This window comes from Bacillus sp. V59.32b (genome assembly GCF_003429085.1).
Taxonomy (GTDB): domain Bacteria; phylum Bacillota; class Bacilli; order Bacillales; family DSM-1321; genus Peribacillus.
The window spans coordinates 12,837-37,815 of the sequence record NZ_QVTC01000054.1 but is presented as its reverse complement, the minus strand read 5'-3'; the positions used below and the strand labels follow the sequence as shown (position 1 = coordinate 37,815).

Here is a 24,979-nt window from a genome sequence, read left to right as displayed (position 1 = left end):
AAATGCACCCTATAGAGAGACCTTTTTTCAAAGTGTCTACACTATAGGGTACATTTTAATGGTGGAATTGCCCTTTTTCAATATCTTCCCTTTTTATTGGAATTTACGGCTTTATGTGACTCATCGATTTCTTTAATTTCCTTATCAGATTTTTTCTTAAATATGTAAATAACCAATAGAGCTAACAATGACAAAACTACGTATACGGCGACGACCGTCAATATATCACTTGTAACTCCCATATACAGCAATCTAACACATCCTTTTCGGTTTGATTTTCTTTTCTTTTAAAATGGAATTATTGTTCATAGTAAGGTTGTCCGTCTTTTGAGTTGGTTGTGGTCATTCTGCCAATAATGTGCGATCCCATCACAAATAATATATCGCAAAGCATCAAAATATAAACTAGCTTCACACTAATTCATAATATCTGAACATATACTCATAAACATTATGAATTATCAAGGTTAAGAATTCAACTATCGGTTCGTGATTTTAGCTCACAAGAAACTATGGGAAATGTTAAGCTCTTTCGAACACTTCTAACATACTTCTCTCCGACACTATATTAATCTAGAAAGCAATGAATTACTTTACATCATAAGAAAAAACTATAACATTAATTATACTAAAATAAGTAATAAGATTTTATCAAACTAGACCATCATTATTTCTCCTTACCTTTCCTATTAATATATAAATAACCACTACTTCCCAACTTCCTTTTCTAATTAATGAACCTTTTGTGACAGAATGGTATTTTCATTGCGTTTTTGCGTACAACGGACTAGTATAAGTACGAAAAGATTGAGATGATTAAAATTTTCGTTTGACCTTTCGGAGAATAATTGTGAAATAATTATCCGAATTTTTCTATTTTAGTAATTTATAAATTACAATTTTAATGTAAGAAAGGGGTATTAAATTACAATGAAACTGAAATGGGCTTTAATAGCTATACTTTTTACTATTGCTACCGTGCTAACCGGTTGCGATAACCCATTATTGGTCTTAGACCCTAAAGGACCTCAAGCCGAAACCCAAGCCAAAGACATTATGTTATCGATTGGGATTATGTCCTTTATTGTTCTTGTTGTTTTCGCAATTTTGGTATTTGTGTTAATAAAATACCGTGCGTCAAATCAAAGCAAGGATTACGAACCACCGCACATTGAAGGGAATGTATGGGTTGAAGCGATTTGTGTCGGGATTCCAGTTTTAATCGTCGCTTACCTTTCATTTGTTTCCGTTCAAAGTAACTATAAGGTTGAGGCAACACCTAAAGGATATGAAGATAAAGAACCATTAGTTGTTTACGCTTCATCATCTAACTGGAAATGGCATTTCAGTTATCCGGAAGAAGGAATCGAAACAGTCAACTACTTGAATATCCCGACGGATCGGGCTCTTGAATTTAAACTTTATTCATACGGCCCAATCACCAGTTTCTGGATTCCGCAACTTGGAGGACAAAAGTACGCCATGGGAGACATGGTTAACACGTTACACCTAGCGGCGGACGTTCCAGGAGAATTCATGGGCCGAAATGCAAACTTCAGTGGTAAAGGGTTCGCTGAAAACACGTTCGACGTAGAAGCCATGCCTGAAGCTGAATTTGATGAATGGGTAGAAGAAGTTAAAACCACTGCCGATCCTCTAACTGAGGATAAATTCGAAGAGTTATTAGAACCTGGCCATCTTGGGCGTTCAACGTTCACTGGAACTCATTTAGGTTTCTCACCACCTCCAGAACATCATAAAAAACAATCTTCTTCTGACACTGAAGAAACTGATTCTGAGGAATCCGATAAATCTGATGTAGATTCACCCGAGGGTAATTCTGATCACAGCAAGATGAACCATTAAGATATTAAATGCAATGTTCAATAATACAACTAGTTTTACATGACAAGCAATACTGAAGGGAGTCACAATAGCATGGAATTTTTTGATAGATTCGCCGTACCTCATCCAAGTCCAGCGATTTACGCATCGATGGTTGCCATTGGTCTTACTGTTATCGCAATACTCGCTGGCTTAACCTATTTTAAAAAATGGGGTTATCTTTGGCGTGAATGGTTAACAACCGTTGACCATAAACGGATCGGTATTATGTATCTGATATCCGCTTTGCTGATGTTATTCCGCGGTGGTGCAGATGCCATTATGATGCGTGCCCAGCTTTCCGCGCCTGAAAACAAGCTGCTGGATGCACAGCACTATAATGAAATTTTCACAACACACGGGGTCGTTATGATTATCTTTATGGCCATGCCTTTCATTATGGCCTTAATGAACTTTGTTATTCCATTACAAATTGGAGCCCGTGACGTAGCGTTCCCTCGCTTGAACGCACTGAGTTTCTGGTTATTCTTTGCCGGAGCGATGTTATTCAACATCTCTTTCGTAGTTGGTGGTTCTCCTGATGCAGGTTGGTCTTCTTATTTCCCACTTGCAGGTAAAGAATTTAGTGAATCGGTAGGAACGAATTATTATATGATTGCTGTTCAGATTGCTGGTATCGGTACATTAATGACCGGTATTAACTTTATGACTACCATTCTTAAGATGAGAGCACCTGGCATGACGTTAATGAAAATGCCAATGTTCACATGGTCTGCTTTAATCACTAATGCTATCATCGTTTTCGCGTTCCCTGTATTAACAATATTACTTATAATGGGAACAATGGACCGGCTATTTGGGACAAACTTCTTTACAACCGATAATGGCGGGATGGATATGCTTTGGGCGAACTTGTTCTGGGTTTGGGGACATCCTGAAGTTTATATCTTAATTTTGCCGGCATTTGGTATTTATAGTGAGATTATTTCAACCTTTGCACGCCGTAACCTATATGGTTATAAATCAATGGTTTTCTCAATGGTTGCAATCTCTCTTCTTTCATTCCTGGTATGGGCCCACCATTTCTTTACAATGGGTCAAGGAGCACTGACAAACAGTATCTTCTCGATTACCACAATGGCGATTGCCGTACCGACCGGGGTTAAGATTTTCAACTGGTTGTTCACCCTTTGGAGAGGGAAAATTACTATTACCACTCCAATGCTTTATTCCCTGCTTTTCATTCCGCTTTTCACACTCGGCGGGGTTACCGGGGTAATGCTAGGAATGTCAGCCGCTGACTACCAATATCATAATACGATGTTCTTAGTAGCTCACTTCCACATGGTTATCATTCCTGGTGTTGTATTTGCGATGCTGGCTGGTCTGACTTACTATTGGCCAAAAATGTTCGGTTTCATGCTGAATGAAAGAATCGGGAAATGGACTGCATGGCTTATTGCAGCAGGCACTCTCTTAGCATTCATGCCAATGTTTTTCTCTGGTTTGGATGGTCAAGCGCGCCGTATGTACACATACTCCGAATCAACCGGATTTGGAATTTACAATATGATTTCGTTTATCGGAGCACTTGTAATGGCAGTAGGTTTTGTTTTAATCGTATACAACATCTACTACAGTACTCGTTACGCTTCAAGAGATATCGGTTCAGATCCATGGGATGCACGCTCTTTAGAGTGGGCTACACATACACCGGTACCCGATTATAACTTTGCTAAAGTGCCTCAAGTTAATTCAATTGAAACGTTCTGGGACTCTAAGAAAAAAGGCCATGTATTATTCAAGGGTGAATATGAAAAAATTCATATGCCCAATAACAGCGGCATGCCGATTATCATGAGTGGGATCTTCTTTGTATGGGGATTTGCCTTTGTATTCGCCATATGGCCACTTGTAGTCCTTGCGACAATCGGCATATTTGCTTGTATGGCTCACCGTTCATTCGAGAAAGATCACGGTCACTACATCTCTGTCAAAGAAATTGAAGAGACAGAAACAAAATTGCGAGGTGCTAAATAATGAAAATTGATCACTCGCTTCCACTTGAATATAGTACGGAAGAAAACCGTTTGAAAATCTTAGGTTTTTGGATTTTTCTGGGTGCCGAAATCATGCTTTTTGCAACGCTATTTGCGTCATATTTCACATTAGTTGATCGTACCGGCAACGGCCCTTCTGCGGCAGATATTTTCCAAACTCCCCCGGTGCTTATAAATACATTCGTTCTTTTAACAAGCAGCTTTACCATTGGGCTTGGAATCCATGCCATGCGTCTTGGTAAGAAAAAAGCCACGATGGCTTTCTTTGCCATCACACTGGTTCTTGGAGCGGTATTCCTGGGAATCGAAATCTATGAGTTCTACCACTTCGTTCATGAAGGGGCAGCACTTCAAACAAGTGCCTTTACAGCGATCCTTTTTACAACATTAGGAACACATGGAGCGCACGTTACACTTGGTTTGTTTTGGGGATTATTCATCATCCTGCAAATAAAAAAGCACGGGTTGACTCCTGAAACAACTAATAAATCATTCATCTTCTCCCTTTACTGGCATTTCTTGGATGTAGTTTGGATCTTCATCTTCAGCTTCATCTACTTGAAAGGAATGATGTAAGCATGAAAGAATTATTTCCAGCTAAACAAGTATTGGGCTATGTATTTTCACTGCTCTTGACTACAATTGCTCTTGCTGTTCTCTTCTTGGAAATGCCATTCGCAGTAGCCATGACGATTCTTCTTGTAACAGCATTTGTACAAGCAGGAGTACAGCTGGTAGTGTTTATGCACGCTGGTGAAACTGAGGATAAAGGGGCAATCTATGTGAACGTATACTACGGACTAATCATTGCTCTAATTACTGTCTTTGGAACATTATTAGCCATGGTATGGGATATGTAAACATTAAAAAAAGGAGTGTCTACAATGGCACTCCTTTTTTTGTTGGATTGGGGCTGCGTTATTTCCTTTGTATCTTTTCTCAAGAATCTATAAGCTTTTTCCACGTAACCACCTACTCTACAGAATCACTATGTTGCCGATAACAAGAGAAATGACATTATTTTAATCAAAGAAGGAACCAATCCTATATTCCCCATAGGTCAACGTATCGAGAATACCTAATAAATAGAATAAAACCAACATTGCGTTGCACGATCAAACCTAACTTCCTAATTTTCTTTCCATTACTACTTAATTTAAACTACCATAGAAGAAAAACTAATGGGATTGAAGTACCCAAAGCAAAGGTATTTCCATTTGCATTTTTTGACTCAATTTTCATAAACATACTGTCGGGTGAATGCAATGTACTTCCCGTTATTTTAATTTTCCACAATAATCCTTTAAAAAAACAGCTGTCTTATTGACAGCTGTTTCTTGTTGGAAAGTAAGTGTGCACCCTTATACTTTTACTTCGACAGTAGAATTTTTCTTAAGCTCTTCTACTTGTTTACCGACGTTTTGTTGTATCTTCTGTTGCTCAAGTTGCTGCTTGATTTGAGGTTTTACGTCTGCCAACTTCGGAGTCTCTTGAGTATTGTTGCTTTCTTTCTTGACACTTTGATTGTAATAATCTTCAATTTCTTTATCAGTCACTTTTTGTATCGGTATTTCTTTATCCAAGTAGTTTTTGTATATGATATTTTGTGAAATTTGCTTTTTTAATTCCGTCATGTTAATTCCAGCTTCTTTCATAGCTGCCTTAAACTTCTTATCATCTTTAAACTGTTTTTTTGTTTCAGCTAGTTCTTTTTCTATTTCCGAATCTGATGCTTTATAGCCTTTTTTATCGGCATCTTGAAGAAGAAGTGTCTGCCCGACCAAGGTATCGATTGTTTGTTTTTTCACTTGCTTTGCTGCTTCTTCAGACGTTGGATCTTGTCCCATTTGCTGCATCTGCATTTGTGAAGATAAAAGTATGTCGTTATAGTCACTTCCAAGAATTTTCTTATTATTTACGATGGCTACCGTCTTCTTTTCATCTATCTTCTGCTTATCCAACTTTTTCTGCATTTCTTCCATTTGCTTTTCTTGCTTCTGCTGCTCTGTTTGGGCTGTTTTTGTTTTCTCCTCATCATTTGCTTTTTTGGCTTCATCGTTGGATCCGCAAGCTGTTAAAACAACAGCCATTAATCCTATCAAGAGGGGGTAAGTAAGTTTCTTCATCATGATTTATCTCCTTCCGTTTCGTACAGAATAATTTCTATTTAAATTCACTGACAACCTAAGCAACAATAATAACCAAGTTCTGCATACTTTTTTAAACAAATGAATAAATGTAAATGCCCACGCCTCCCTATATACTAATTAATTCCTTTCAGTATAAAAAAGCAACAGAACGAATATGTGGGAAAAATGGGAATGAGCAACCATGGAGAATATTTATTTTTTATTCCATTATTCTTATGGGAAATGGAGTGAATAAACACAATACACACTATACAAGGATGCAGCTGTTAAGAGTATGCTTAATATAGCCGTTATTGTACTGCGAATCTTTACAGCAAAGAATATGGAAACCAAGCCCACAAGGGATAACCAAGTGGAAGGAAAGGTTAATATATGTATTAATGTGCCCATTTTGAATTCCCCTTTTTTACAAACCTCAATCCCACTTAACAAACTATTTTTTATTTGAACGATTTTAGAACTTAGCTAATCATGTATCTGCGAAAGCAATTACTCTAATTGATTTATTGTCGTGTCCTGAAAACATAAAAATTCTAAATAAACATATCCAGCACATAGGCTGGATACTTTATGATAAGGGGTTAAATGCATTTTATCTTACACAAGTTTCATATTCAAATTTAAGTATCTAGTAAAGCAGGCTTTTTGGAATGCCACCCCTTGATATTAGTAAAAAAGAAGCCTTCAACTCAGCTAGATTCCGTGAGTTAAAGACTTCTATATATTCACTGACTAAAATATTTATTTAAACCGTTGAATATCCCTCTTGCTGCTTGTTGTTGATACTCTTTTGTTATAAGACGTTTTTCTTCCACAGGATTAGATATAAAACCTAGTTCCGCTAGAATGGAAGGCATTCTGTTGTTCTTTATAACATAAAATGCACTGGTGTTTTTTACTTTTCGATCCCTCATTTGTGTTTGCTTTATTAGCTCTTGTTGTATAGCTGCTGCAAGTTTTGCCTCATCAGAATATGTTGGATAAAAATACGTTTCAATTCCTGTAGCCTCTGAACTACCAGAATTATAATGGATGCTTACAAAGGCCTGAGCATTATACTTATGGCTGATTGCTACCCGTTCACTGAGTTCCAATTTTCGGCTTGTATTCGACGTACGGGTCATGATCACTTTTGCTCCCGCCTTTACTAATAAAGCCTTCACTTCATTAGCAGTTTGTAAAGTAAGGTTTCTTTCATTCTGCACTTTACCAGGTGCTCCAACATCAGTACCTCCATGGCCTGGATCAAGAACAATCACTTTCCCTTTAACCCCTGTAGTCGTTGGTTGTTGAGGACTGACAGGTGTCGGCTTCACTGGAGCTTTTGTCGTAAGAAAAGAAAGTGAAACCCAACCTGTTTTTCCGGATGCTGTTTTAATCCTGCCCCAGGTCCCTTTCTTTTCATATAGAGAAACCACTTCGTTTTTCTTCACACTTGTGACTATGCCTGAAGAAGTACTCGGGCCACTTCGAACATTTAAGGATGTTGCAGTAACGTAATATTTAACTGGCACTTGTACAGGCGGTGCAGGCTTAGGTGTAATTGGTGCCTTAGTAGTAAGATACTGCAGGGATGCCCAACCTGTTTTTCCGGCGGCTGTTTTTACCTTACCCCATGTTCCTTTCTTCTCGTATAAAGAAACCACTTGATTTTTCTTCACAGAGGTAATACTAGTTGCTGTCGTCTTGGGTTCCTTACGAATATTTAAGGATGTTGCTGTCACGTAGTATTTAACCGGTGCTTTAGCAATAGGTTTTGGTGCAGGTTTTGGTGTAGCAGGTGCCTTAGTAGTAAGATACTGCAGGGATGCCCAACCTGTTTTTCCGGATGCTGTCTTTACCCTTCCCCATGAACCCTTCTTTTCGTACAATGTGACCGCCGCATTTTTCTTTACGGAATCAACCCGTGCAGCAGAAGTGCTTGCTGATTTCCGAATATTTAAGGTAGTAGCCGTCACATAGTACTTGGTACCACTGGGAACAACAGCTTTAGAAGCAGTCGGCTTTATCACCGTGACGTATTTTGAGGATACCCATCCAGTTTTTTTACCGACTGGAACCTTGGACCATCCATTTTGTTGTTGGGTGATGGTAACCGTCTGCCCTTTTGTGTATTTCCCGATAACCTTGGACGACGTGGTCGGCTTTTCCCGAACGTTGAGAGTAGTTGCATTTACTTTTGCTTGAGTAGCTGCATATACTTGTTTACTTGGAGCAACGGAAGTGAATACCGATGCTAAGAATATTGTAGCCACCAAGAAAGTGCTTATTTTTCTTGTCATGCTGTACCGCCTTTCATTTAATTTACCTTCATACAAAAATCCGCTTAGTCAAGAGGTGATAAAGTGAAAATAATGACCTAGAAAAGTAACGGATCTTTTGATAATTAAAAGTCACTCAACTTTCGACATTTTACTTTTAAATTATCGGTCAAATAAATAAAAGGTTTAGTATTCATTATTAATTTTTGATATCTCTTTTTTTATGGAATTGAAAAGATGAGCTCCCCTTTTTTTGGAATGCCCCCTCCTGAAGTTTCTTATATATCTTTGCTCTGCGCACACTATTGCCCCCAATACGAAATACTGCTAAAAAAGCTCCATACTATAGACTCCCTGTAATGCTCCACCTATCCCTATAATATAAAACGAATATCGGCAGGAGGTTGGTTATACTCGATTCCTTGGTACGTAGCCATTCAAACTTGTTCACCCTGGGTTCCAAAAAAGTGAAATCTTTTATTTAATTCTTGAAGCTTCAATTGAACAAGATAAAATAGTAAAAAACGCTTAGACTACTCATAGTCCAAGCGTTATCCAATAGTTATTATATTTTAAAATGAGCTTAACGTTTTTTCTCTTACGTGTTATCGCTATAATAGGCATAGGAGGTTGAATAGAATGAAAAACGAAAAGGAACAACAGCCGACTCCTATAGGGATACTGGACGAAGAGACGTTATTTATCGTTTCTCAAACCTTTAAAGCCTTATCGGATCCAACTCGATTACGTATTCTGCATTTACTTTTTAATGGAGAATACTCCGTAAATGATATTGCTGAGAAGCTTTCCCTGCTTCAATCCACTGTATCCCACCAGCTGCGTTTCCTGAAAAACTTGCGCTTGGTAAAATTCCGCAGGGAAGGAACTTCTCTTTACTACACCCATGATGATGAACATGTTATGGATATTTTAAAACAAACAATTGAACATGCCCACCATCATTAATTGCAGGTTCCATGCGGGCTCGGGCACCCGTTGTCCGCATATTCCACTTGAATGGTACTATGCTCAATCCCAAAATCATCGTGGAGAATGGATTGTGCACGTTTCAGAACTTCATCATGAGTTCCCTCTCCCGCAATTGCCATGTGGCAGCTTAACATCGGAAGTTCCGAAGTCACGGACCAAACATGAAGGTCATGCACTTCTTTAACAAGTGGTATATTCTGCAGGGATGCTTTTACCTTTGCCACATCAATATGTGAAGGAGTACCCTCCATCAACACATTGAAGGAATCCTTTGTCACTCTCCACCCGCTGATGATGATAAGAATGGCAACGATGACGCTTGCAATCGGGTCAGCGATACCCCATCCAAAGAACATCATGAGCAAGGCTGCGACAATCGCACCCACTGAACCAAGCATATCCCCTATTACATGAAGAAACGCGCTTCTAACATTCAGGTTTTCATCTTTATCGCCCTTCATTAAAATCATCGCAGCGATAATATTTACTAACAAACCTATTGAAGAGATGATCAGCATCCCTGTGCTTTGCACTTCCGGGGGATTAGCAAAACGTTGGAATGCTTCATAAAATATATAGACTGATATGAGGATTAAGGTTATACCATTTAAGGCCGCCGCAATAATTTCAAAACGCCTATACCCAAATGTTTTTGACAGCGTTGCCTTCCGTTCCCCAAGTCTGATTGCGAAGTAACTTAACCCTAATGCCACTGCATCACTTAGCATGTGACCGGCATCAGACAACAATGCCAGACTATTTGTAACCAAGCCTCCTATTACTTCCACTACCATAAATGCTGCAATCAAGAGAAAAGAGGTCAATAAAGCTTTTTTATTTCCGGAACCGTGGCTATGGCCGTGTCCGTGGGAATGTCCGTGGGAATGTCCCATAAAAACCACTTCTTTCTATATATGAATATATACTCATATATATTATGATATATAGAAAGAAAAAGTTCAAGTTTTTTTATATAATATTGTGTACGATTGTTAACCACCTGTCCTTAAAATAAATCGTTTTACCAATATGCACTTGGGTAGATGACATATGGGATAATATTTCACAAATAAAGTGTGAATATCTCGGGATAATAAAAAAGTCTTATGCTTAGTTTGGTAAAATATAATATTTTTTAAAATTGGAGGTTAGCATGGCTTCACACGATCACGGACATTCACATAAACACGGCCAAAACGCTAATAAGAAATCATTAAAAATTTCTTTTTTTCTTATTTCAACCTACATGATTATAGAAATTATTGGTGGAGTTATGACAAACAGTCTGGCGCTTTTATCCGATGCTGGACATATGTTAAGTGATGCTGCGGCACTTGGACTGAGCTATCTTGCCATGGTTTTTGGAGAGAAAAGAGCAAGTTTAACAAAGACCTTTGGCTATAAACGATTTGAAGTGCTGGCGGCATTGATCAACGGAATCACGTTGGTGGTTATTTCTTTATATATTTTCTGGGAAGCATATAATCGTTTTTCCGATCCCCCCAGTGTACTGAGCTCCGGAATGCTGCTCATTGCCTTTATCGGATTGCTTGTCAATATTTTGGCTGCATTCATTTTAAACAGGGGTGATACTTCTGGAAACTTAAATGTAAGAAGCGCGTTTCTCCACGTATTGGGTGATCTTCTAGGATCCGTTGGAGCAATAGTCGCAGCCTTGTTAATCATGTTTTTCGGTTGGAATATTTCCGACCCTATCGCCAGTGTAATAGTTGCGATCCTAATTATCATAAGTGCTTACCGGGTAACGCGAGACTCTGTCCATGTATTAATGGAAGGTACGCCCACAAATATTCAAGTGACCGAAGTTCAAAATGCGCTATCATCCTTAGATGATGTTGCCGGGGTTCATGATCTTCATATCTGGTCGATATCGTCTGACTTACCTTCTTTAAGTTGTCATTTGGTCATAACAGAAAAAGGAAATTATGATTCAATATTGCAGCAAGCTAAAAAAGTACTGCATGAAAAATTCGAGATCGATCACACTACCATTCAGATCGATTCACGGAATGCTGCCTGTAAAGAAGAAAGCATCCATTGAAATCAAACAAAATTTTGATACACAGCTTAAGAATAGATTCCATCAAACCACAAAAGAGGGAGCATGCCCTCCCTCTTACTTTATGGTAATACTCAAATGTCTAGTCTTTATATTAAGCCTAACCTTGTAACTAATTGGGTGATGGTTAACGGAACGATAATAGCTATAACTGTTGGAATAAGGAAGGCGAGGAACGTCCATTTAGCACTCTTGGTTTCTTTATATATATTGAGCAATGTCGTTCCGCATGGATAATGCAGGAGTGAAAATAACATCATATTTAAAGCGGTGAGCCACGTCCATCCATGATCGAGAAATATTTTCTTTAAATCCACTAAGTTATCAACTTCTGTCAGAGAGCCTGTAGACAAATAACCCATCAACAGGATAGGAAGAACAATCTCGTTTGCTGGTAGCCCCAACAGAAAAGCCAGCATGATGTAACCGTCTAATCCAAGCAATTGTCCAAACGGGTCCAAAAACTGGACCATGTTCATCAGGATGCTTGTGTCCCCGATATATACATTAGCGATAATCCACGTTACGATTGCAGCCGGTGCTGCAACCTTAACCGCTCGAATTAAAACGGACCATGATTTTGTAAGTGATGAACGAATCACTGTATCGAAAAACTTCGGTCTTCGGTATGGTGGTAATTCTAACGTATAGTGAGTCGGCATGCCTCTAAGAGCCGTTTTTGAAAGAATCCAGGAGACAAGAAAGGTAACCAATATTCCAAATAAGACTATCCCCACAATAAAACCGGTCGTGATCAGTGATTTTAGTCCTCCAGTAAAATTTGCCGCCATGAATAACGAGGCTAATACGATCAAAGTTCCCCAACGTCCATTACATGGAACAAAGTTATTAGTCAAAATGGCTAACATTCGCTCTCTTGGTGATTCGATGATTCTTGTAGAAATAACGGCTGCAGCGTTACAACCAAACCCCATTGCCATCGTTAAAGATTGTTTGCCATGTGCACCCACTTGTTTAAATAGCCGATCCATATTAAATGCGACACGTGGAAGGTAACCATAATTCTCAAGTAAAGCAAATACAGGAAAGAAGATTGCCATGGGAGGAAGCATGACACTGATGACCCATGTAGTCCCTCGATACAACCCTAAAACAAGAACCCCATACAACCAATCGGGGGCTTTGATGAGTTCAAAAAATGTTAGTAGATATGTTTCCATTGAACCAAAAAACTCCGCTAGGATAGATGATGGAACATTTGCTCCTGCTATCGTCAAATAAAACACGGTACCTAACATGATAATCATGATAGGGAAACCCCAAAAAGGAGAAGTAAGTATTGCATCTAGTTTTTCTGTCCGTGTATCCTTTTTCGAATTGGAATAAGAAACACCTGCAGCACATAATTGATGACTTCTGTCGTAGAGATGTTGAACAATCTCGTCTCTTAATTTTGGCGAAGACAAATGCTGAGCTTCTGAATAAAGTTGTTGAATATTCATTCTGTCACCCCCTCCATCGCAATCGTTTGATGATTTCATCAAGCAGTGCTTTATCTCCATCAAGCAATCTCAAAGAAACCCAACGCGAAGACAAGTGATTCCCGACAATCGTTCTTACCTGCGGCTCGATTTTCTTTATTTGTTTTTCAATATCACCGTGATACGTTGTTTGAACCGGATGGCACTCAATGGCTCCTGTAATAAGACGCTCGATGGTATCCAGTAGTAATGGGAAACCTACTTTGTTTCGTGCAGATATTTTTATTACAGGAACCCCTAACCGTTTAGTCAATAACCGTTCATTGATCTTTATCCCTTGTTTCTCCGCTTCATCAATTAAATTGATACATATAATTACATTTGTTGTCATCTCTATTACTTGCAATGCCAGATTAAAGTTCCGTTCTAATGACAATGCATCAAGCACAACAAGGGTCACATCTGGTTTTTCAAAGACAATATAGTTTCGTGCCACTTCTTCATCGGTTGAATTAGAAAAAAGGGAATAGGTGCCTGGGAGGTCAATCATACTGAAAATTTTCCCTTTGTAGTGAACGGTTCCTTCCGCTAGTATAACGGTCTTTCCTGCCCAGTTCCCTGTATGTTGTCTGAGTCCAGTTAAGGCATTAAACAATGTGCTTTTACCAGTATTCGGGTTTCCAGCTAATGCAATTCGATAAGAATTACCCATTGGTCAACTCCCCTTCTATTTTAGAACTTTCTTCTTTTCGCAATGCAATTGTAGTTTGGCTGACACGAAATGCAATTGGGTCCCCCAGAGGACTTTTACGGACAACTTCAATGATTGCACCAGGTACAAAACCTAAGTCTAATAATCTCCTTCTCATTACTCCACCAAGGTTTAAAGAGATAATTCTAACTACATCGCCTTTTTCCCCCTGATTCAACCTGATGGTTTTAGATTTGCTCATTTTTATTTCACCTCTCTTACTTTTTTTACCTTACGCAACTTTTCTTTAATTATATGAACATATTCTCATGTTGTCACCTATAATTTTTTTTTAAATAGCTACCGATATAGGTAGCTAAATTAATATTCTTAAACTTCTGGAGTTGAATTCGATGTTGATGATGTTCCGGACAACTCAATACTGTTAACTCCTTCCTTTTCTTCTTCAGATAATATTTCAAAGGTTTTAGGCTGCTCAGGCAGTTGTCAAGTAGGTTCGACTGCTATCATCAAGAAAAACAGACGTTTTTTCCTCCATTCATAAAGCTGCACCGGCTGCTGATGTAAAGTTGGGGTCTTAAAGACGGCTAAAACAAACAAAAAGCACAAATAAAAAAGTCTTTAACTCTTCAATTACTGAGAGCTAAAGACTTTTTATTTTTTATCTCTCCAAGAGAATTCCCTTTTTGAAAAGAAGGCAGAGGTATATCTCCCTCATCTGGATATTGATGTTCGTAAGTAATGTCATTGATCTTTACTAAATCAACCCATTCAATTTCAGTATCGGGACAACCACCAAAAGGTTTACTGCATGAGGTTAATAAGAAGGCTAAAACTAATATAATCATTACGTTTTTCATTACCTTCACTTCATTGCACCCCCACCCAAAATATGGTTCTATTCAATTAGACGTGATCCAGTGAATCACTGTTACACACACCATTAATGACTGAACCCCGATATATGTAAAAATGGCAAAATAGCTAAAAACCCTAAGATGGCAACAATGATCATTTTAGAATTTTTATTTACCTTAAATCCGTTCCATAATATTTCATGAAAAATAACATAGCATAACGTACCTATAGCCGCTCCCAGAAAAAGCGTGTGCAATTTTATGGAGTCGCTATCTATGTTCATCCCTATGAATGTAGTTATGCCTATAGAGATGGATAGGAGTACACAAGAGAAGACGAATATTCTGTCCTTCACATTTGATACCAGGACTGTTATCATCATGACCATTCCCTCTGGGATATGATGGAGCAAAATAACTGCTAATAACGATTCGTCTTGAAAATGTTGATTATGAAAGCTCATTCCTAGAGCTATGCCTGTCGGGATGCTGTGAATAATCAAGGCTAAGAACAGCATGATAAACAGACTAGGTCTTTGAAAAGAATGACTCCTCTCCTGGTGAAGATACCGATCTAAAAGGAGCATAAACAACACACCAATCGATACGCCAGTGAAGATGCCGATCGGACGGTAATGTTTTATGATCTCTGGTACAACGTCTAACGCTAATAAACCCGCGATCATTCCCCCACAAAATATCTGTAGGTATCTATAATTTCCTTTAAAGAAAATACTGAGGAGTTTTGCTGATACCCCACCTGCTAAAGCACCCATTAATATGAACAAAATTATATATATACTCGCCTTGAGTTCTTCTGCCATACAAACCTCCCAATAACACTGTTTGTCTACATTATATTCAGATTTAGGAATTACATTTTAATTTCTGAAATTATTTTAATCTGAAACTATTAGACGGGAATGGATTTCTTTGAGAATATGAATATATACCTATATGAAAGAGGGAATGTCATGATTTTCGATGTGATTATTATAGGAGCTGGTCAAGCTGGGTTATCGATGGGATACCACCTTTCCAAAACGACCAAACGATTTATCATCCTTGATCAAGGAAAAAGGATTGGGGATGTGTGGAGAAATCGTTACGATTCCTTAATGTTATTTACACCACGATCATTTAGTTCCCTACCTGGCATGAAAATGGATGGAAACCCAAACGAATTCCCATCCAAAGACGAGGTAGCCGATTACCTTGAACAGTATGCTGATACATTTGATTTACCGATTCAATTGGAAACAGAGGTCTTATCTCTTAGAAAAGGGGGAGAGACTTTTTCCATTGAAAGCAGCCAAGGTACCTTACATTCGAAAGAAGTCATCATAGCGACAGGCCCCTTTCAGACACCCGCTATCCCACCCATCTATAAGAATCTATCAAATGATGTTTATCAGGTTCATTCTTCTGCATATCGTAACCCTTCACAATTGCAAGCTGGGAATGTTTTTGTGATCGGCGGAGGGAATTCAGGGGCACAAATTGCAGTGGAACTGGCCAAAACAAAAGAAGTGCACTTTTCTGTTAGCCAAAATATTCGATATTTACCATTATCCTTTTTAGGACATAGCATATTCTGGTGGTTTGATCGTTTGGGGATATTAAAAGCGACGAGAAATTCCTTTATAGGAAAGAGAATACGCAGTAAAGGAGATCCAATCTTCGGATACGACTTAAAGCATTTACTGCATGAAAAGAAGATCACCCTTCATCCGAGAACGCAAGGTTGTAGCAGAAGTATCGTTAAATTTCAAGATGAACAACAAGTTGAGGTGCAGAATGTGATATGGGCAACCGGCTTTTCCTCCAATTATGATTGGATTCAAATCCCTTCAGTTTGTGATAATGCGGGCAAACCTATGCATAATCGAGGAATTACGAATATCAAAGGGCTATACTTCCTTGGACAGCCTTGGCAACATAAGAGAGGTTCTGCACTTCTTCTGGGGGTTGGAGAAGACGCTGAATTCATCGTTAATCACCTGCAAGATCGGTGAGAATTAAAATTAGCCGCCATTCCTAGGCGGCTTTTTTCTTATTGAATTAACGACGTATGTTAGCACCAAGTTCATTAAAATAAGGAGATTTATTGTTTTATGCACCAAATAGAACATCAAGAGCAACTCATGTTGCTATGTATGTAGGCAGCCAAAAAGTGATAAACTCATCTACATGAAAAGGCATTTCTTATTTCTACACAAACAATTCTTACTGGAAGCCAAAGTTCATTGGAGCTAAACGTATATAAAAACAAGGGAGCCTATTAAGGCTTCTTTTTTTGCCTTGTTCATTAATATTCCGATCACCCTCGACTAAACCAATAAAGCAATTTGTAGTTTTTTGTAACAATTCCTTTTCATTTATTTCGTTTATATTACTATTCAGTAAACAAGTAAATAGATATAATTAGAGGACAAAAAGATGTTAACTTATGGGGGAGAATATTGAAAAAAGGTATACTTTTGTTGGGTTTAGGTATATTGCTCGCTGGTTTAGTGTTCCTTGTGAATAAAGGGCTAGCTTCGTCTAAAGAAAAGGTCGCTCTTAAGCATGAAAAACAAGAAGTATCTCTTACTAAAAAGGAATTTTTGGAAACTGGACTTATCTTAGTTGACTCAAGGAATGGAAAAGCAATTCAGAAATTAAAGGCATCTTCTTTCACAGATGAGAATGATGCACAAGTCATTGCAGAACAGCTTGAAACCAAATATGACCGACCAATGATCCCTGCAAAATTAGGCACTGATGGGAGTTTAAAGGGCGGGCATTCACGAATTGTATTAGATAAAGATACACTCTTAAAAAATCTTGAAAACGTTACAGCCTTTCAAAAAGAGGTTAAAGTACCAATTTCTGAATCAAAACCAAACGTAACAGCTGATTCAATAAAAGGCATCGACCAATCAATAATAGGCAGTTACACTACAAATTTCAACCCATCTGTCACAGGTAGAACAACAAATATCCAGCTCTCTGCAAACATACTTGATGGAGTGATTTTAGGTCCTGGAGATCGCTTATATTTTAATCAATTCGTTGGGGAAAGAACTCCTGCAAGAGGATACCAAAAGGCTAAAGAAATCGTAAATAAGGAATTTATTGAAGGAATTGGCGGGGGTATTTGCCAGACTTCCAGCACTCTTTTTAACGCTGTTGATAAGGCAGGATTAAAAATTCTTCAACGATCCAACCATTCAAAATCTGTCGGGTATGTGCCAGTCGGTCGCGATGCCACGGTTTCCTGGGGCGGGAAGGACTTCAAATTCGAAAATAGTAAACCATATCCAGTGATGATCAGAACAGACGTAAATAGACAAAATGGCACAGTTACTGTTCAAGTGACAGCTTCGCCTAAACATGTGGCTACAAACTAATATGTTCGATAAACAAGGGAGGATGCTGATGCAACTTTTTTTTAACCACATAAATAAAAAAGGATTACCACGGGGTTAACGTGGCAATCCTCGCGGGATAGGAAAGTGAAAATCGATTTTATCAATCGTCGCCTTGTATGTTTTGATAGAAAATGAATCTTCACTTTTTCCTTTATGTATGTGTTGTATTAAATTTTGGAAACTGAAATTCCTGAATTTATTTTTTTACCGCCAATGGACGATACTGCGTGCTCTACTTCAATAGAAGTAGAGTTTTTTTATTCCACTACCGAGTGCGTTGGTTCAGCAAGCAATCAAAAAAGGTCTTTTATTGAGTCCTTTTTATTTTAATAAATTATCAACATTATTTATGTATAACAGAGCGTTTTTATAAAAAATAAAAAACAGCTTCTCATTATCTTGTGAAGTCCTCTTTATATTGTTTATCAATGTCTTCACGTATTTCTTTTATTGCTTTCCCGCTATTTATAGGCAAACCCCACACTTTGTATATTCTCTGGTTTATCTGATGAAAAAAGCAGGTGGCTTATCCAAACCACTTGTCTCTTCCCTGATATCTCCAGGACCAGAATGCTAAGCATGTCCCTCAGGAGTTTCCTGATTTCCGTAAATCACACTATTTTCTTCTTTCTCTCTCACTACTTGTTTCTTCGTTCCTTTTTTTGTTGTCGCCCTTTCGAAGTATAAAAAATCATTTCAATAATTTCTTTGTGACAAAAAAGTAATAAAATATTAACACGATATTTACTCCTCATTTATTTAATCAATATAAAAGTTACTTACAATTTTAACTAGAAACATATTTTTGAGGAGGAATGTGAACATGAAACCTGGTGTAAAAAAGAAGGCAATACCATTAATCGCAACAACGATTCTTGCAACCACCGCACTTACAACCCAAACCTTCATCAATGATGGCAATGACCAAAAAGCAGAAGCAAGAGAATTTTCAAAGGAAGAATCAAAGAAAAATAGACCTAGTTGGCTCGCAGGAGATCATCATATACATAGCGAGTGGAGTGTTGGCTGGGACAACTCCACAAATCCTCCAACACCGATCCGAGGTGGAGATGCCATATATCCAACCGTGAAAAATGCGAAAAATGCTAAGAAATACGGACTTGATTGGATGGTTACAACCGACCATGGAGGTCCTAACCATTCAAAGGTGAATCTTGAGCAAGCATACCCTGAATTGCTGAAATCTCGTAAAGCAGTTCCTGAAGTTCTTCAATTCTACGGAATGGAATTTGATACGCCAGCTGCTGACCACAGTTCATTAATCATTCCAAAAGGTGATAATGAATCACAGGCCCTTTATGACATTGAAAGCAAGTTTAATAAACGTGATCCTCACCCGAATGATGGTAGCCGAGATACGGAGTCCACCATGATCGATGCCCTTAACTATATGAAACAAATGGACGAGCTTCCAATTCATATCGCCCATCATCCTTCTCGCTCAGCAACAGGCATGGATAAGTGGGGGCAGGATACACCACAGGAATTCCGTAATTGGAACGATACAGCTCCTAATGTGTCCATTGGTATGGAAGGTGCCCCAGGCCACCAGGCTGCTGCAATAAATCCAGATGGCTCTCTTGATCCTAAAGGAGCCCGTGGATCATACGGAAACGTAAATGCTCCTACAATGGGCGGATTTGATCAAATGACCGCCAAAGTTGGTGGCTTATGGGATTCCATGTTAGGTGAAGGAAGACACTGGTGGGTTACCTCTACGTCTGACTCGCATGTCAACTGGCGTGATGGAGGCAGCGACTTCTGGCCTGGTGAATATTCAAAAACTTACGTAAAAGCTGAGAAAAACTACAAAGATGTCATGGAAAGCCTTCGTAATGGGAATGTATTCGTTTCAACAGGTGACCTTATCTCTGAACTGGATGTAAAAGTTCAAGCTGCAGGAAAATCAAGATGGTTTTCTAAATCGAAAGGCAACTCAGCCACGATTGGTGAAACTCTTAGATTACCAGGTAAGAAATCAAACGATGTAACGGTGACAGTTCGCATGAAGGATCCAAATGCCAAAAACGCTAATGGGGATAACCCTAAAGTGAAGCGTGTTGACTTGATTGTAGGAGAAGTGACTGGCAATGCCGCCGATCGTTCAAGTGCTACCAATCCAACAACTAAAGTGGTGAAACGTTTTATGGAGAAGGATTGGAAACAAAAAGGTGAATTTATAGAAATTTCGTATACATTAAAAGACGTTGATAAAGACAGCTATGTTCGTTTACGAGGTACAAGCACAGAAGATCTTGAGCCACAAGCAGACCCACGCGGTGAAAACCCATGGTCGGATCTTTGGTTCTACTCAAACCCAGTATTTATCAAGTCTACTAAGTAAACTTGGATCTAGAACAGGGCGAGGAGTATACTCACTCCTCGCCTTCCCTGTAATTTTGGAACTTCAGAGAAAGAACAATCAGAACGGAGTGGAACAATGAAAAAGCTATGTATCTTAATTTCCTTAATGATAATTTCCCTTACCTCTTTACTATCCACTTCTGTAAATGCTCACAGTAATAACAGCGAAGGTTTTTCCCTCATTGAAGTTTACGATAAAGACCTCTCATACCAACTGAAAGTGGATTTAACAGAACTAGGGCATGCGTTGAATAAAGAAACCGATGAAAAACAATTAATTGATTCGAAAACTGTTCAGCATTATATAAATTCCCATATTGCACTTTATGCGGATGGTGTAAAAATTGAAGGCAATGTCAAAAATACAAATGTGGAAACGATAAAAGAACGTCCATTTGCCGTAATTAACCTGAATTACGAATTCGCAAATAAACCAGAAAAGCTGGTTGTTGATTATAACATGTTCCTGGACGATTCCGATCCAAGCCATGCCAACTTTGCAACGGTCAAAATGGATGGTAAACAACAAGAAAAAATTCTATCATACGAATCAAGAGAATTAGAGATTGGAGAAATTAGCTTCGTTCAAAATACGAAACAGTTTTTACTTCTTGGCTTAAAACATATCTTTACTGGTTATGATCATATTCTATTTGTCATTAGTTTACTATTTGGTGCGAAAACAATTCGAAACATTCTTTCCTTGGTCACTGCATTTACGATTGCACATAGTATCACCTTAGCACTTGCAACGTTAGATATTGTTCAGTTACCAGGCAAATTTGTAGAATCGGCGATTGCTTTAAGCATTATATACGTAGCACTGATCAATATTTTTAATAAAGACTCAAAACATCAACCATGGCTTGCCTTTGGTTTTGGACTAATCCATGGCTTTGGTTTTGCAGGTATCCTGTCGGAAATGCGATTAGATGGAAACCATTTGGCAACTTCTCTGTTGTCCTTCAATATTGGTATCGAAATTGGACAGCTACTAATCGTATCTTTGGCATTTCCTATAATCCTGTGGATAAAGAAGCTAACATTAAAGCCCATTAAATGGGTTATCCCTGGAACCTCGGTAGCTATATTAGCTTTTGGACTGGTTTGGTTTTTTCAAAGAGCGTTTTCATGAATCGTTATCTCACCATTCTGTACCCAGATGAAAAAAAAGGCCGTGCTCGGTCCTTTTTTTTGATGTATTTTAATTACAATTATCATGAGGACTTGGACAACCTTTATCTACGTGCTCCACCTGAATCGTACTATGCTCAATCTCATAATTGTCATGGAGAATGGATTGTGCACGACGAAGTAGTTCATCATGTTCTCCGTCTCCAGCTATCGCTAAATGACAGCTCAACATGGGAAGACCCGATGATTTGTGCTGGTTGTTCCGAATCACATTTACTTTCGTCCTGGTATCAGCGCAGCTTTAAAATATCATTCTCCATCTGTAACTGTTTGAGTTCCTTACGGAGCTTTACCAATTCTGTTTCTTCCGGTGTTCGGTTATCGGCTTCTTTGAATGAACCGGAGGCATTATGTTGAGAGATCCACTTATCCAGAGAAGAGGGTGTTAGATCGTACTCACGAATAATATCCTTTCTTGGCTTCCCATTCTGATACAGCTGCACCATTAGATTTTTAAATTCTTCTGAAAACTCTTTTAGTTATCGTAGATTCTCCTCAACTATTGTAGTCTACTTGACCTTAAATTTTCTGTCTAGATAAGTGTAGCCGTTCCAAAACGGACTTGTGCTTTATTTATAGGCACTACAGTCGCAATCCCCACTTACTCAATCTTCCTAGAACGATTTTTTTTGGATGTGAACGAAATTAACCTTTCCTTCAAGAGATTACCAGAGGCTTTTTCAGGATTGAAAATTATTCAGTTTAGCGATATACATTTAGGAAATTACTTCGATGAAAATAATTTAGTAAAGTAGTTAAAGAAATAAATAACTTAAAAGCTGATATTCTTTGTTTTACAGGGGATTTAATCGAGGAGATTGTTGAAGTATTGAAAGAAGCTCTTCCTGTTCTTAAACAATTAAAAGCTACTCTAGGTAAGATTGCTATATTAGGGAATCATGATTATAAAATTGATAAAAGTGAAGAAGTTATTAATGCTTTTCAGAAAAGCGGTTTTACTTTTCTACTAAATAATAAGGTTACTTTCGAAAAACAGGGAAGTAAAATTTATTTTGCTGGTTTAGATGATATGATATCTGGAAATCCAAAATTGAGCAATCATTGATTGGCATTCCAGCAGATCACTTGACTGATGTTAGCTCATGAGCCAGACACCGCAGATCTAACTGGACAATTTCCAATAGATTTGCAGTTGTCTGGTCATAGCCATGGCGGACAAATTCGATTACCGGTTTTAGGTGCACTATCTACACCAGACGGGGCAAAGAAGTATGTCCAAGATTAAACAAAATTCCAAATAGTAAAATGCTGCTTTATACGAATAGAGGAATAGGAACAACTTTACTGCCTATTCGTTTTTATTGTCCTCCTGAGATAACAATATTCACACTACATAGGTAAAAAAGGAAGCCAATACAAATCTCTTTATTGGTACTCACTTTTACATCGCTCAAGCTGACACCATCCACAATTGTGTATCACGTTATTTTACTTGAATTTTATTTTGAGGCATCGTATGTGATCTTCTTGCAGTGGTGTGGGATATTACATAATATGTCCCTGGTTCCTTGAAAGTATATGAAATGGCATAGATTCCATTCTTTTCGTGTTTTGCTTTTTGCTTTGTGTGTTGGTTCTCATTTTCCCCTTCTTTCCAAATTTCAAATTCTACTTTATCAGCATCAGTCACTTTTTCCTTCCCTTGTACTACAGTTGCCATGAGCTTCACTGTTTCATTTGACTTTATATCCTTAGGATCTGTATTAAATTGCACCTCGACTACTTGAGGCATGTCACCGCCTTGCTCTTTTTCCTTATCTCCACAACCAGCTAGGACTAAAAATAAAAATAACAATACATACATCAATTTTCTCATTACCATACTTTTTCTCCTTCAATTCATGTTATTTATATCTCTAATTCATGGTATCACACTATGTATATGAAAACTGTTACATCCTTGTTAACACATGTACGTGGTTTCACTGGCGTTTACGAAGGGGAAAAACAAAGAGAGGAGTGAAAAAAATGCATGATCATCAGAATTCCCTAAGCAAGAGAATTGGAACAGCTTTTTGGTTAAACTTCTTTTTCGCAATTGTCGAACTGATAGGCGGAATCATAACCGGAAGCATCTCTATTATTTCCGATGCGGTCCACGATCTTGGGGATAGTATCTCGCTCGGAGCTTCTTGGTATCTCGAGAAAAAGTCCCACAAAAAAGCCAGTTCACGTTTCCCATTTGGATACAAAAGATTTTCTCTTTTGAGTGCTTTAATAAGTGGAAGTGTTTTAATTTTCGGCTCTTTATTTGTTTTAATCGAAGCTGGTAAGAGGTTATTCGATCCTGTTGCCCCTAATTCACAAGGAATGCTTTATTTAGCAATTTTAGGGGTCATAGTAAATGGTTTTGCAGCAATCAAATTAAAGAAAGGGGATGGAAACCTCAATTCAAAAGTTCTTTCGTGGCACTTACTTGAGGATGTTATGGGCTGGGCAGCCATACTTATTGTAAGCATCATTATGATGTTTAAAGAAATCCCAATTCTTGATCCCATTCTCTCTATTTGTATCACATTATTTGTTTTATTTAATGTAGTAAAAAGTCTTAAAAGTACCTTGACCATCTTTTTGGAGTCAACGCCAAATGACGTGGATGTCGGAAAAGTAGAAAAAAAGATAAGAGCAGTGGAAGGTGTAAAAGAAGTCAAACAATTACGTATCTGGACGATTGACGGGGAACACCATGCATTAACCGTTCATCTGAAAGTAGGACAAGAGGTAAATCCTAGTTCTATAACATCCATCAAACAAAACATTACTGCAATAGCCAAGGAAATCAATATTATTGATCAAACAATCCAAATTGACTATTGAGATGAATAATAACCTCCTTGCTTTCATTCAAATAAATGGAAAAAGAGTAACCCTAATATTGCTACACCAATCATCTTGAAATTTCTATTTATCTTAAGACTTTTCCATAATAGTTTGTAAATAGTAACGTAACATAACTTCCCGATAGCGACTCCAAGAAAAAGTATATCCATCTTTATGGAGTCGCTATCCATTTTCATTCCGATAAAGATTGTAGCTCCTATAGATATCGACAATAAGGTACATGAGAGACAAATATCCTCTTCTGGCAACAGCATTCGTGCAGGCAGCAGTTCAGCTGATTGTGTTCATGCATGCTGGGGAATCGAAAGATAAAGCATCAATCTATACCAATGTATACTTTGGGGTATTCATAGCGTTGATTACCGTTTTAGGTACATTACTGATTATGATTTGGGATATGTAATTCCTCATATTAAAAGGAGCGCCTGGGAGGGCGCTCCTTTTATTTATCTTTGATTGGACTTACATGAACCCCTTTATATTTTTTCTCAAGCATCTCTTCCGTCGTTACAAAGAACACACCCATCAGGAAGATAAAGACAGCCCCCATAATGGTCCCAATTCCAATTCCTGTTATCGCGCTGTAATCGCTTCCAAAAAACCCGTATAAGAAAATCGCAATTCCCAGTGTCAAAATAATACCGCCGGCGTACTTAACCGCATTTAAAACTTTTCCATATGATTGCATTTTAGTAAGCCTCCTTTTTTATATATTATTCACCTTGTTC

The 24,979-nt window shown here is 38.1% G+C and carries 23 protein-coding genes and 3 pseudogenes; 14 read left to right on the top strand and 12 right to left on the bottom strand.

Annotated elements, in window-relative coordinates:
- Positions 1 to 77: 77 nt before the first annotated feature.
- Positions 78 to 251 carry a hypothetical protein gene (locus D0463_RS19450; protein WP_160118432.1) on the bottom strand — a complete coding sequence of 58 codons (174 nt, stop codon included), beginning with the start codon at positions 249 to 251 and terminating at the stop codon, positions 78 to 80.
- A 679-nt stretch (positions 252 to 930) separates the two neighbouring features.
- Here D0463_RS19450 and qoxA point away from each other — a divergent pair.
- From qoxA to qoxD, 4 genes are all read left to right on the top strand, one after another.
- The gene (gene qoxA, locus D0463_RS13110) at positions 931 to 1,866 is read left to right on the top strand and encodes a cytochrome aa3 quinol oxidase subunit II (RefSeq protein ID WP_117307844.1); all 936 of its coding nucleotides are present in this window, start codon (positions 931 to 933) and stop codon (positions 1,864 to 1,866) included.
- 72 nt (positions 1,867 to 1,938) lie between these two features.
- Positions 1,939 to 3,885 carry a cytochrome aa3 quinol oxidase subunit I gene (gene qoxB, locus D0463_RS13105; protein WP_117307843.1) on the top strand — a complete coding sequence of 649 codons (1,947 nt, stop codon included), beginning with the start codon at positions 1,939 to 1,941 and terminating at the stop codon, positions 3,883 to 3,885.
- Positions 3,885 to 4,481, top strand: a complete 597-nt coding sequence (gene qoxC, locus D0463_RS13100) for a cytochrome aa3 quinol oxidase subunit III (RefSeq protein WP_117307842.1) — start codon at positions 3,885 to 3,887, stop codon at positions 4,479 to 4,481. The genes qoxB and qoxC overlap by 1 nt, the downstream gene beginning before the upstream one ends.
- Before the next feature lie 2 nt (positions 4,482 to 4,483).
- Complete coding sequence (qoxD, locus tag D0463_RS13095) at positions 4,484 to 4,765, top strand: cytochrome aa3 quinol oxidase subunit IV (protein ID WP_117307841.1); 282 nt, start codon at positions 4,484 to 4,486, stop codon at positions 4,763 to 4,765.
- A 501-nt stretch (positions 4,766 to 5,266) separates the two neighbouring features.
- Here qoxD and D0463_RS13090 read toward each other — a convergent pair.
- Both D0463_RS13090 and D0463_RS13085 read right to left on the bottom strand, forming a co-directional pair.
- Positions 5,267 to 6,031, bottom strand: a complete 765-nt coding sequence (locus tag D0463_RS13090) for a SurA N-terminal domain-containing protein (protein ID WP_117307845.1) — start codon at positions 6,029 to 6,031, stop codon at positions 5,267 to 5,269.
- Positions 6,032 to 6,780: 749 nt separating this feature from the next.
- Positions 6,781 to 8,337 carry an N-acetylmuramoyl-L-alanine amidase family protein gene (locus tag D0463_RS13085; RefSeq protein ID WP_117307840.1) on the bottom strand — a complete coding sequence of 519 codons (1,557 nt, stop codon included), beginning with the start codon at positions 8,335 to 8,337 and terminating at the stop codon, positions 6,781 to 6,783.
- A gap of 618 nt (positions 8,338 to 8,955) precedes the next feature.
- Between D0463_RS13085 and D0463_RS13080 the strand changes: the two genes are divergently transcribed.
- On the top strand, positions 8,956 to 9,282 hold the full coding sequence (locus D0463_RS13080) for an ArsR/SmtB family transcription factor (RefSeq protein WP_117307839.1): 327 nt from the start codon (positions 8,956 to 8,958) through the stop codon (positions 9,280 to 9,282).
- Here the strand turns inward: D0463_RS13080 and D0463_RS13075 are convergent.
- Complete coding sequence (locus D0463_RS13075) at positions 9,279 to 10,199, bottom strand: cation diffusion facilitator family transporter (protein WP_117307838.1); 921 nt, start codon at positions 10,197 to 10,199, stop codon at positions 9,279 to 9,281. The two genes, D0463_RS13080 and D0463_RS13075, sit on opposite strands and share 4 nt — an antisense overlap.
- A 260-nt stretch (positions 10,200 to 10,459) precedes the next feature.
- Here D0463_RS13075 and D0463_RS13070 point away from each other — a divergent pair, with 260 nt between their 5' ends.
- A complete protein-coding gene (locus D0463_RS13070) occupies positions 10,460 to 11,368 on the top strand; it encodes a cation diffusion facilitator family transporter (protein WP_117307837.1) in 909 nt (302 codons plus the stop codon).
- A gap of 107 nt (positions 11,369 to 11,475) precedes the next feature.
- On the opposite strand, the gene D0463_RS13065 is transcribed toward D0463_RS13070, so the two are convergent.
- The 5 genes from D0463_RS13065 to D0463_RS13045 all read right to left on the bottom strand — a co-directional run bounded on the left by D0463_RS13065 (position 11,476) and on the right by D0463_RS13045 (position 15,221).
- The gene (locus D0463_RS13065) at positions 11,476 to 12,849 is read right to left on the bottom strand and encodes a nucleoside recognition domain-containing protein (protein WP_117307836.1); all 1,374 of its coding nucleotides are present in this window, start codon (positions 12,847 to 12,849) and stop codon (positions 11,476 to 11,478) included.
- Between the two features lie 4 nt (positions 12,850 to 12,853).
- Positions 12,854 to 13,540 carry a FeoB small GTPase domain-containing protein gene (locus tag D0463_RS13060; protein WP_117307835.1) on the bottom strand — a complete coding sequence of 229 codons (687 nt, stop codon included), beginning with the start codon at positions 13,538 to 13,540 and terminating at the stop codon, positions 12,854 to 12,856.
- The gene (locus D0463_RS13055) at positions 13,533 to 13,781 is read right to left on the bottom strand and encodes a FeoA family protein (RefSeq protein ID WP_117307834.1); all 249 of its coding nucleotides are present in this window, start codon (positions 13,779 to 13,781) and stop codon (positions 13,533 to 13,535) included. The genes D0463_RS13060 and D0463_RS13055 overlap by 8 nt, the downstream gene beginning before the upstream one ends.
- 388 nt (positions 13,782 to 14,169) lie before the next feature.
- A complete protein-coding gene (locus D0463_RS13050; protein WP_117307833.1) occupies positions 14,170 to 14,409 on the bottom strand; it encodes a hypothetical protein in 240 nt (79 codons plus the stop codon).
- A 74-nt stretch (positions 14,410 to 14,483) separates the two neighbouring features.
- The gene (locus D0463_RS13045; protein WP_117307832.1) at positions 14,484 to 15,221 is read right to left on the bottom strand and encodes a ZIP family metal transporter; all 738 of its coding nucleotides are present in this window, start codon (positions 15,219 to 15,221) and stop codon (positions 14,484 to 14,486) included.
- 150 nt (positions 15,222 to 15,371) lie between these two features.
- Between D0463_RS13045 and D0463_RS13040 the strand changes: the two genes are divergently transcribed.
- The 5 genes from D0463_RS13040 (at position 15,372) to D0463_RS13025 (ending at position 21,330) form a co-directional block, all read left to right on the top strand.
- Positions 15,372 to 16,412 (top strand): flavin-containing monooxygenase, encoded by a 1,041-nt coding sequence (locus D0463_RS13040; protein ID WP_117307831.1) that lies wholly within the window; start codon positions 15,372 to 15,374, stop codon positions 16,410 to 16,412.
- A gap of 92 nt (positions 16,413 to 16,504) precedes the next feature.
- Positions 16,505 to 16,591, top strand: coding sequence for a hypothetical protein (locus D0463_RS20285; RefSeq protein WP_367946586.1), 87 nt, complete (start codon positions 16,505 to 16,507; stop codon positions 16,589 to 16,591).
- Positions 16,592 to 16,859: 268 nt separating this feature from the next.
- A complete protein-coding gene (locus D0463_RS13035) occupies positions 16,860 to 17,789 on the top strand; it encodes a VanW family protein (protein WP_117307830.1) in 930 nt (309 codons plus the stop codon).
- Between the two features lie 844 nt (positions 17,790 to 18,633).
- Positions 18,634 to 20,175 (top strand): CehA/McbA family metallohydrolase domain-containing protein, encoded by a 1,542-nt coding sequence (locus D0463_RS13030; protein WP_117307829.1) that lies wholly within the window; start codon positions 18,634 to 18,636, stop codon positions 20,173 to 20,175.
- Between the two features lie 96 nt (positions 20,176 to 20,271).
- Positions 20,272 to 21,330 (top strand): HupE/UreJ family protein, encoded by a 1,059-nt coding sequence (locus D0463_RS13025; protein WP_117307828.1) that lies wholly within the window; start codon positions 20,272 to 20,274, stop codon positions 21,328 to 21,330.
- Positions 21,331 to 21,570: 240 nt separating this feature from the next.
- Here the strand turns inward: D0463_RS13025 and D0463_RS13020 are convergent.
- Positions 21,571 to 21,835, bottom strand: a pseudogene (locus D0463_RS13020) (transposase); the annotation flags it as partial.
- A 314-nt stretch (positions 21,836 to 22,149) separates the two neighbouring features.
- Here D0463_RS13020 and D0463_RS13015 point away from each other — a divergent pair.
- Positions 22,150 to 22,455: pseudogene (locus tag D0463_RS13015) on the top strand (metallophosphoesterase); the annotation flags it as partial.
- Between the two features lie 378 nt (positions 22,456 to 22,833).
- On the opposite strand, the gene D0463_RS13010 reads toward D0463_RS13015, so the two are convergent.
- On the bottom strand, positions 22,834 to 23,232 hold the full coding sequence (locus tag D0463_RS13010) for a FixH family protein (RefSeq protein ID WP_117307825.1): 399 nt from the start codon (positions 23,230 to 23,232) through the stop codon (positions 22,834 to 22,836).
- Between the two features lie 146 nt (positions 23,233 to 23,378).
- On the opposite strand from D0463_RS13010, the gene D0463_RS13005 reads away from it, so the two are divergent.
- A complete protein-coding gene (locus D0463_RS13005) occupies positions 23,379 to 24,227 on the top strand; it encodes a cation diffusion facilitator family transporter (protein WP_117307824.1) in 849 nt (282 codons plus the stop codon).
- A gap of 262 nt (positions 24,228 to 24,489) precedes the next feature.
- A pseudogene (locus tag D0463_RS12995) lies at positions 24,490 to 24,654 on the top strand (cytochrome C oxidase subunit IV family protein); the annotation flags it as partial.
- A gap of 39 nt (positions 24,655 to 24,693) precedes the next feature.
- Here the strand turns inward: D0463_RS12995 and D0463_RS12990 are convergent.
- Complete coding sequence (locus D0463_RS12990) at positions 24,694 to 24,939, bottom strand: hypothetical protein (protein ID WP_117307821.1); 246 nt, start codon at positions 24,937 to 24,939, stop codon at positions 24,694 to 24,696.
- Positions 24,940 to 24,979 lie beyond the last annotated feature (40 nt).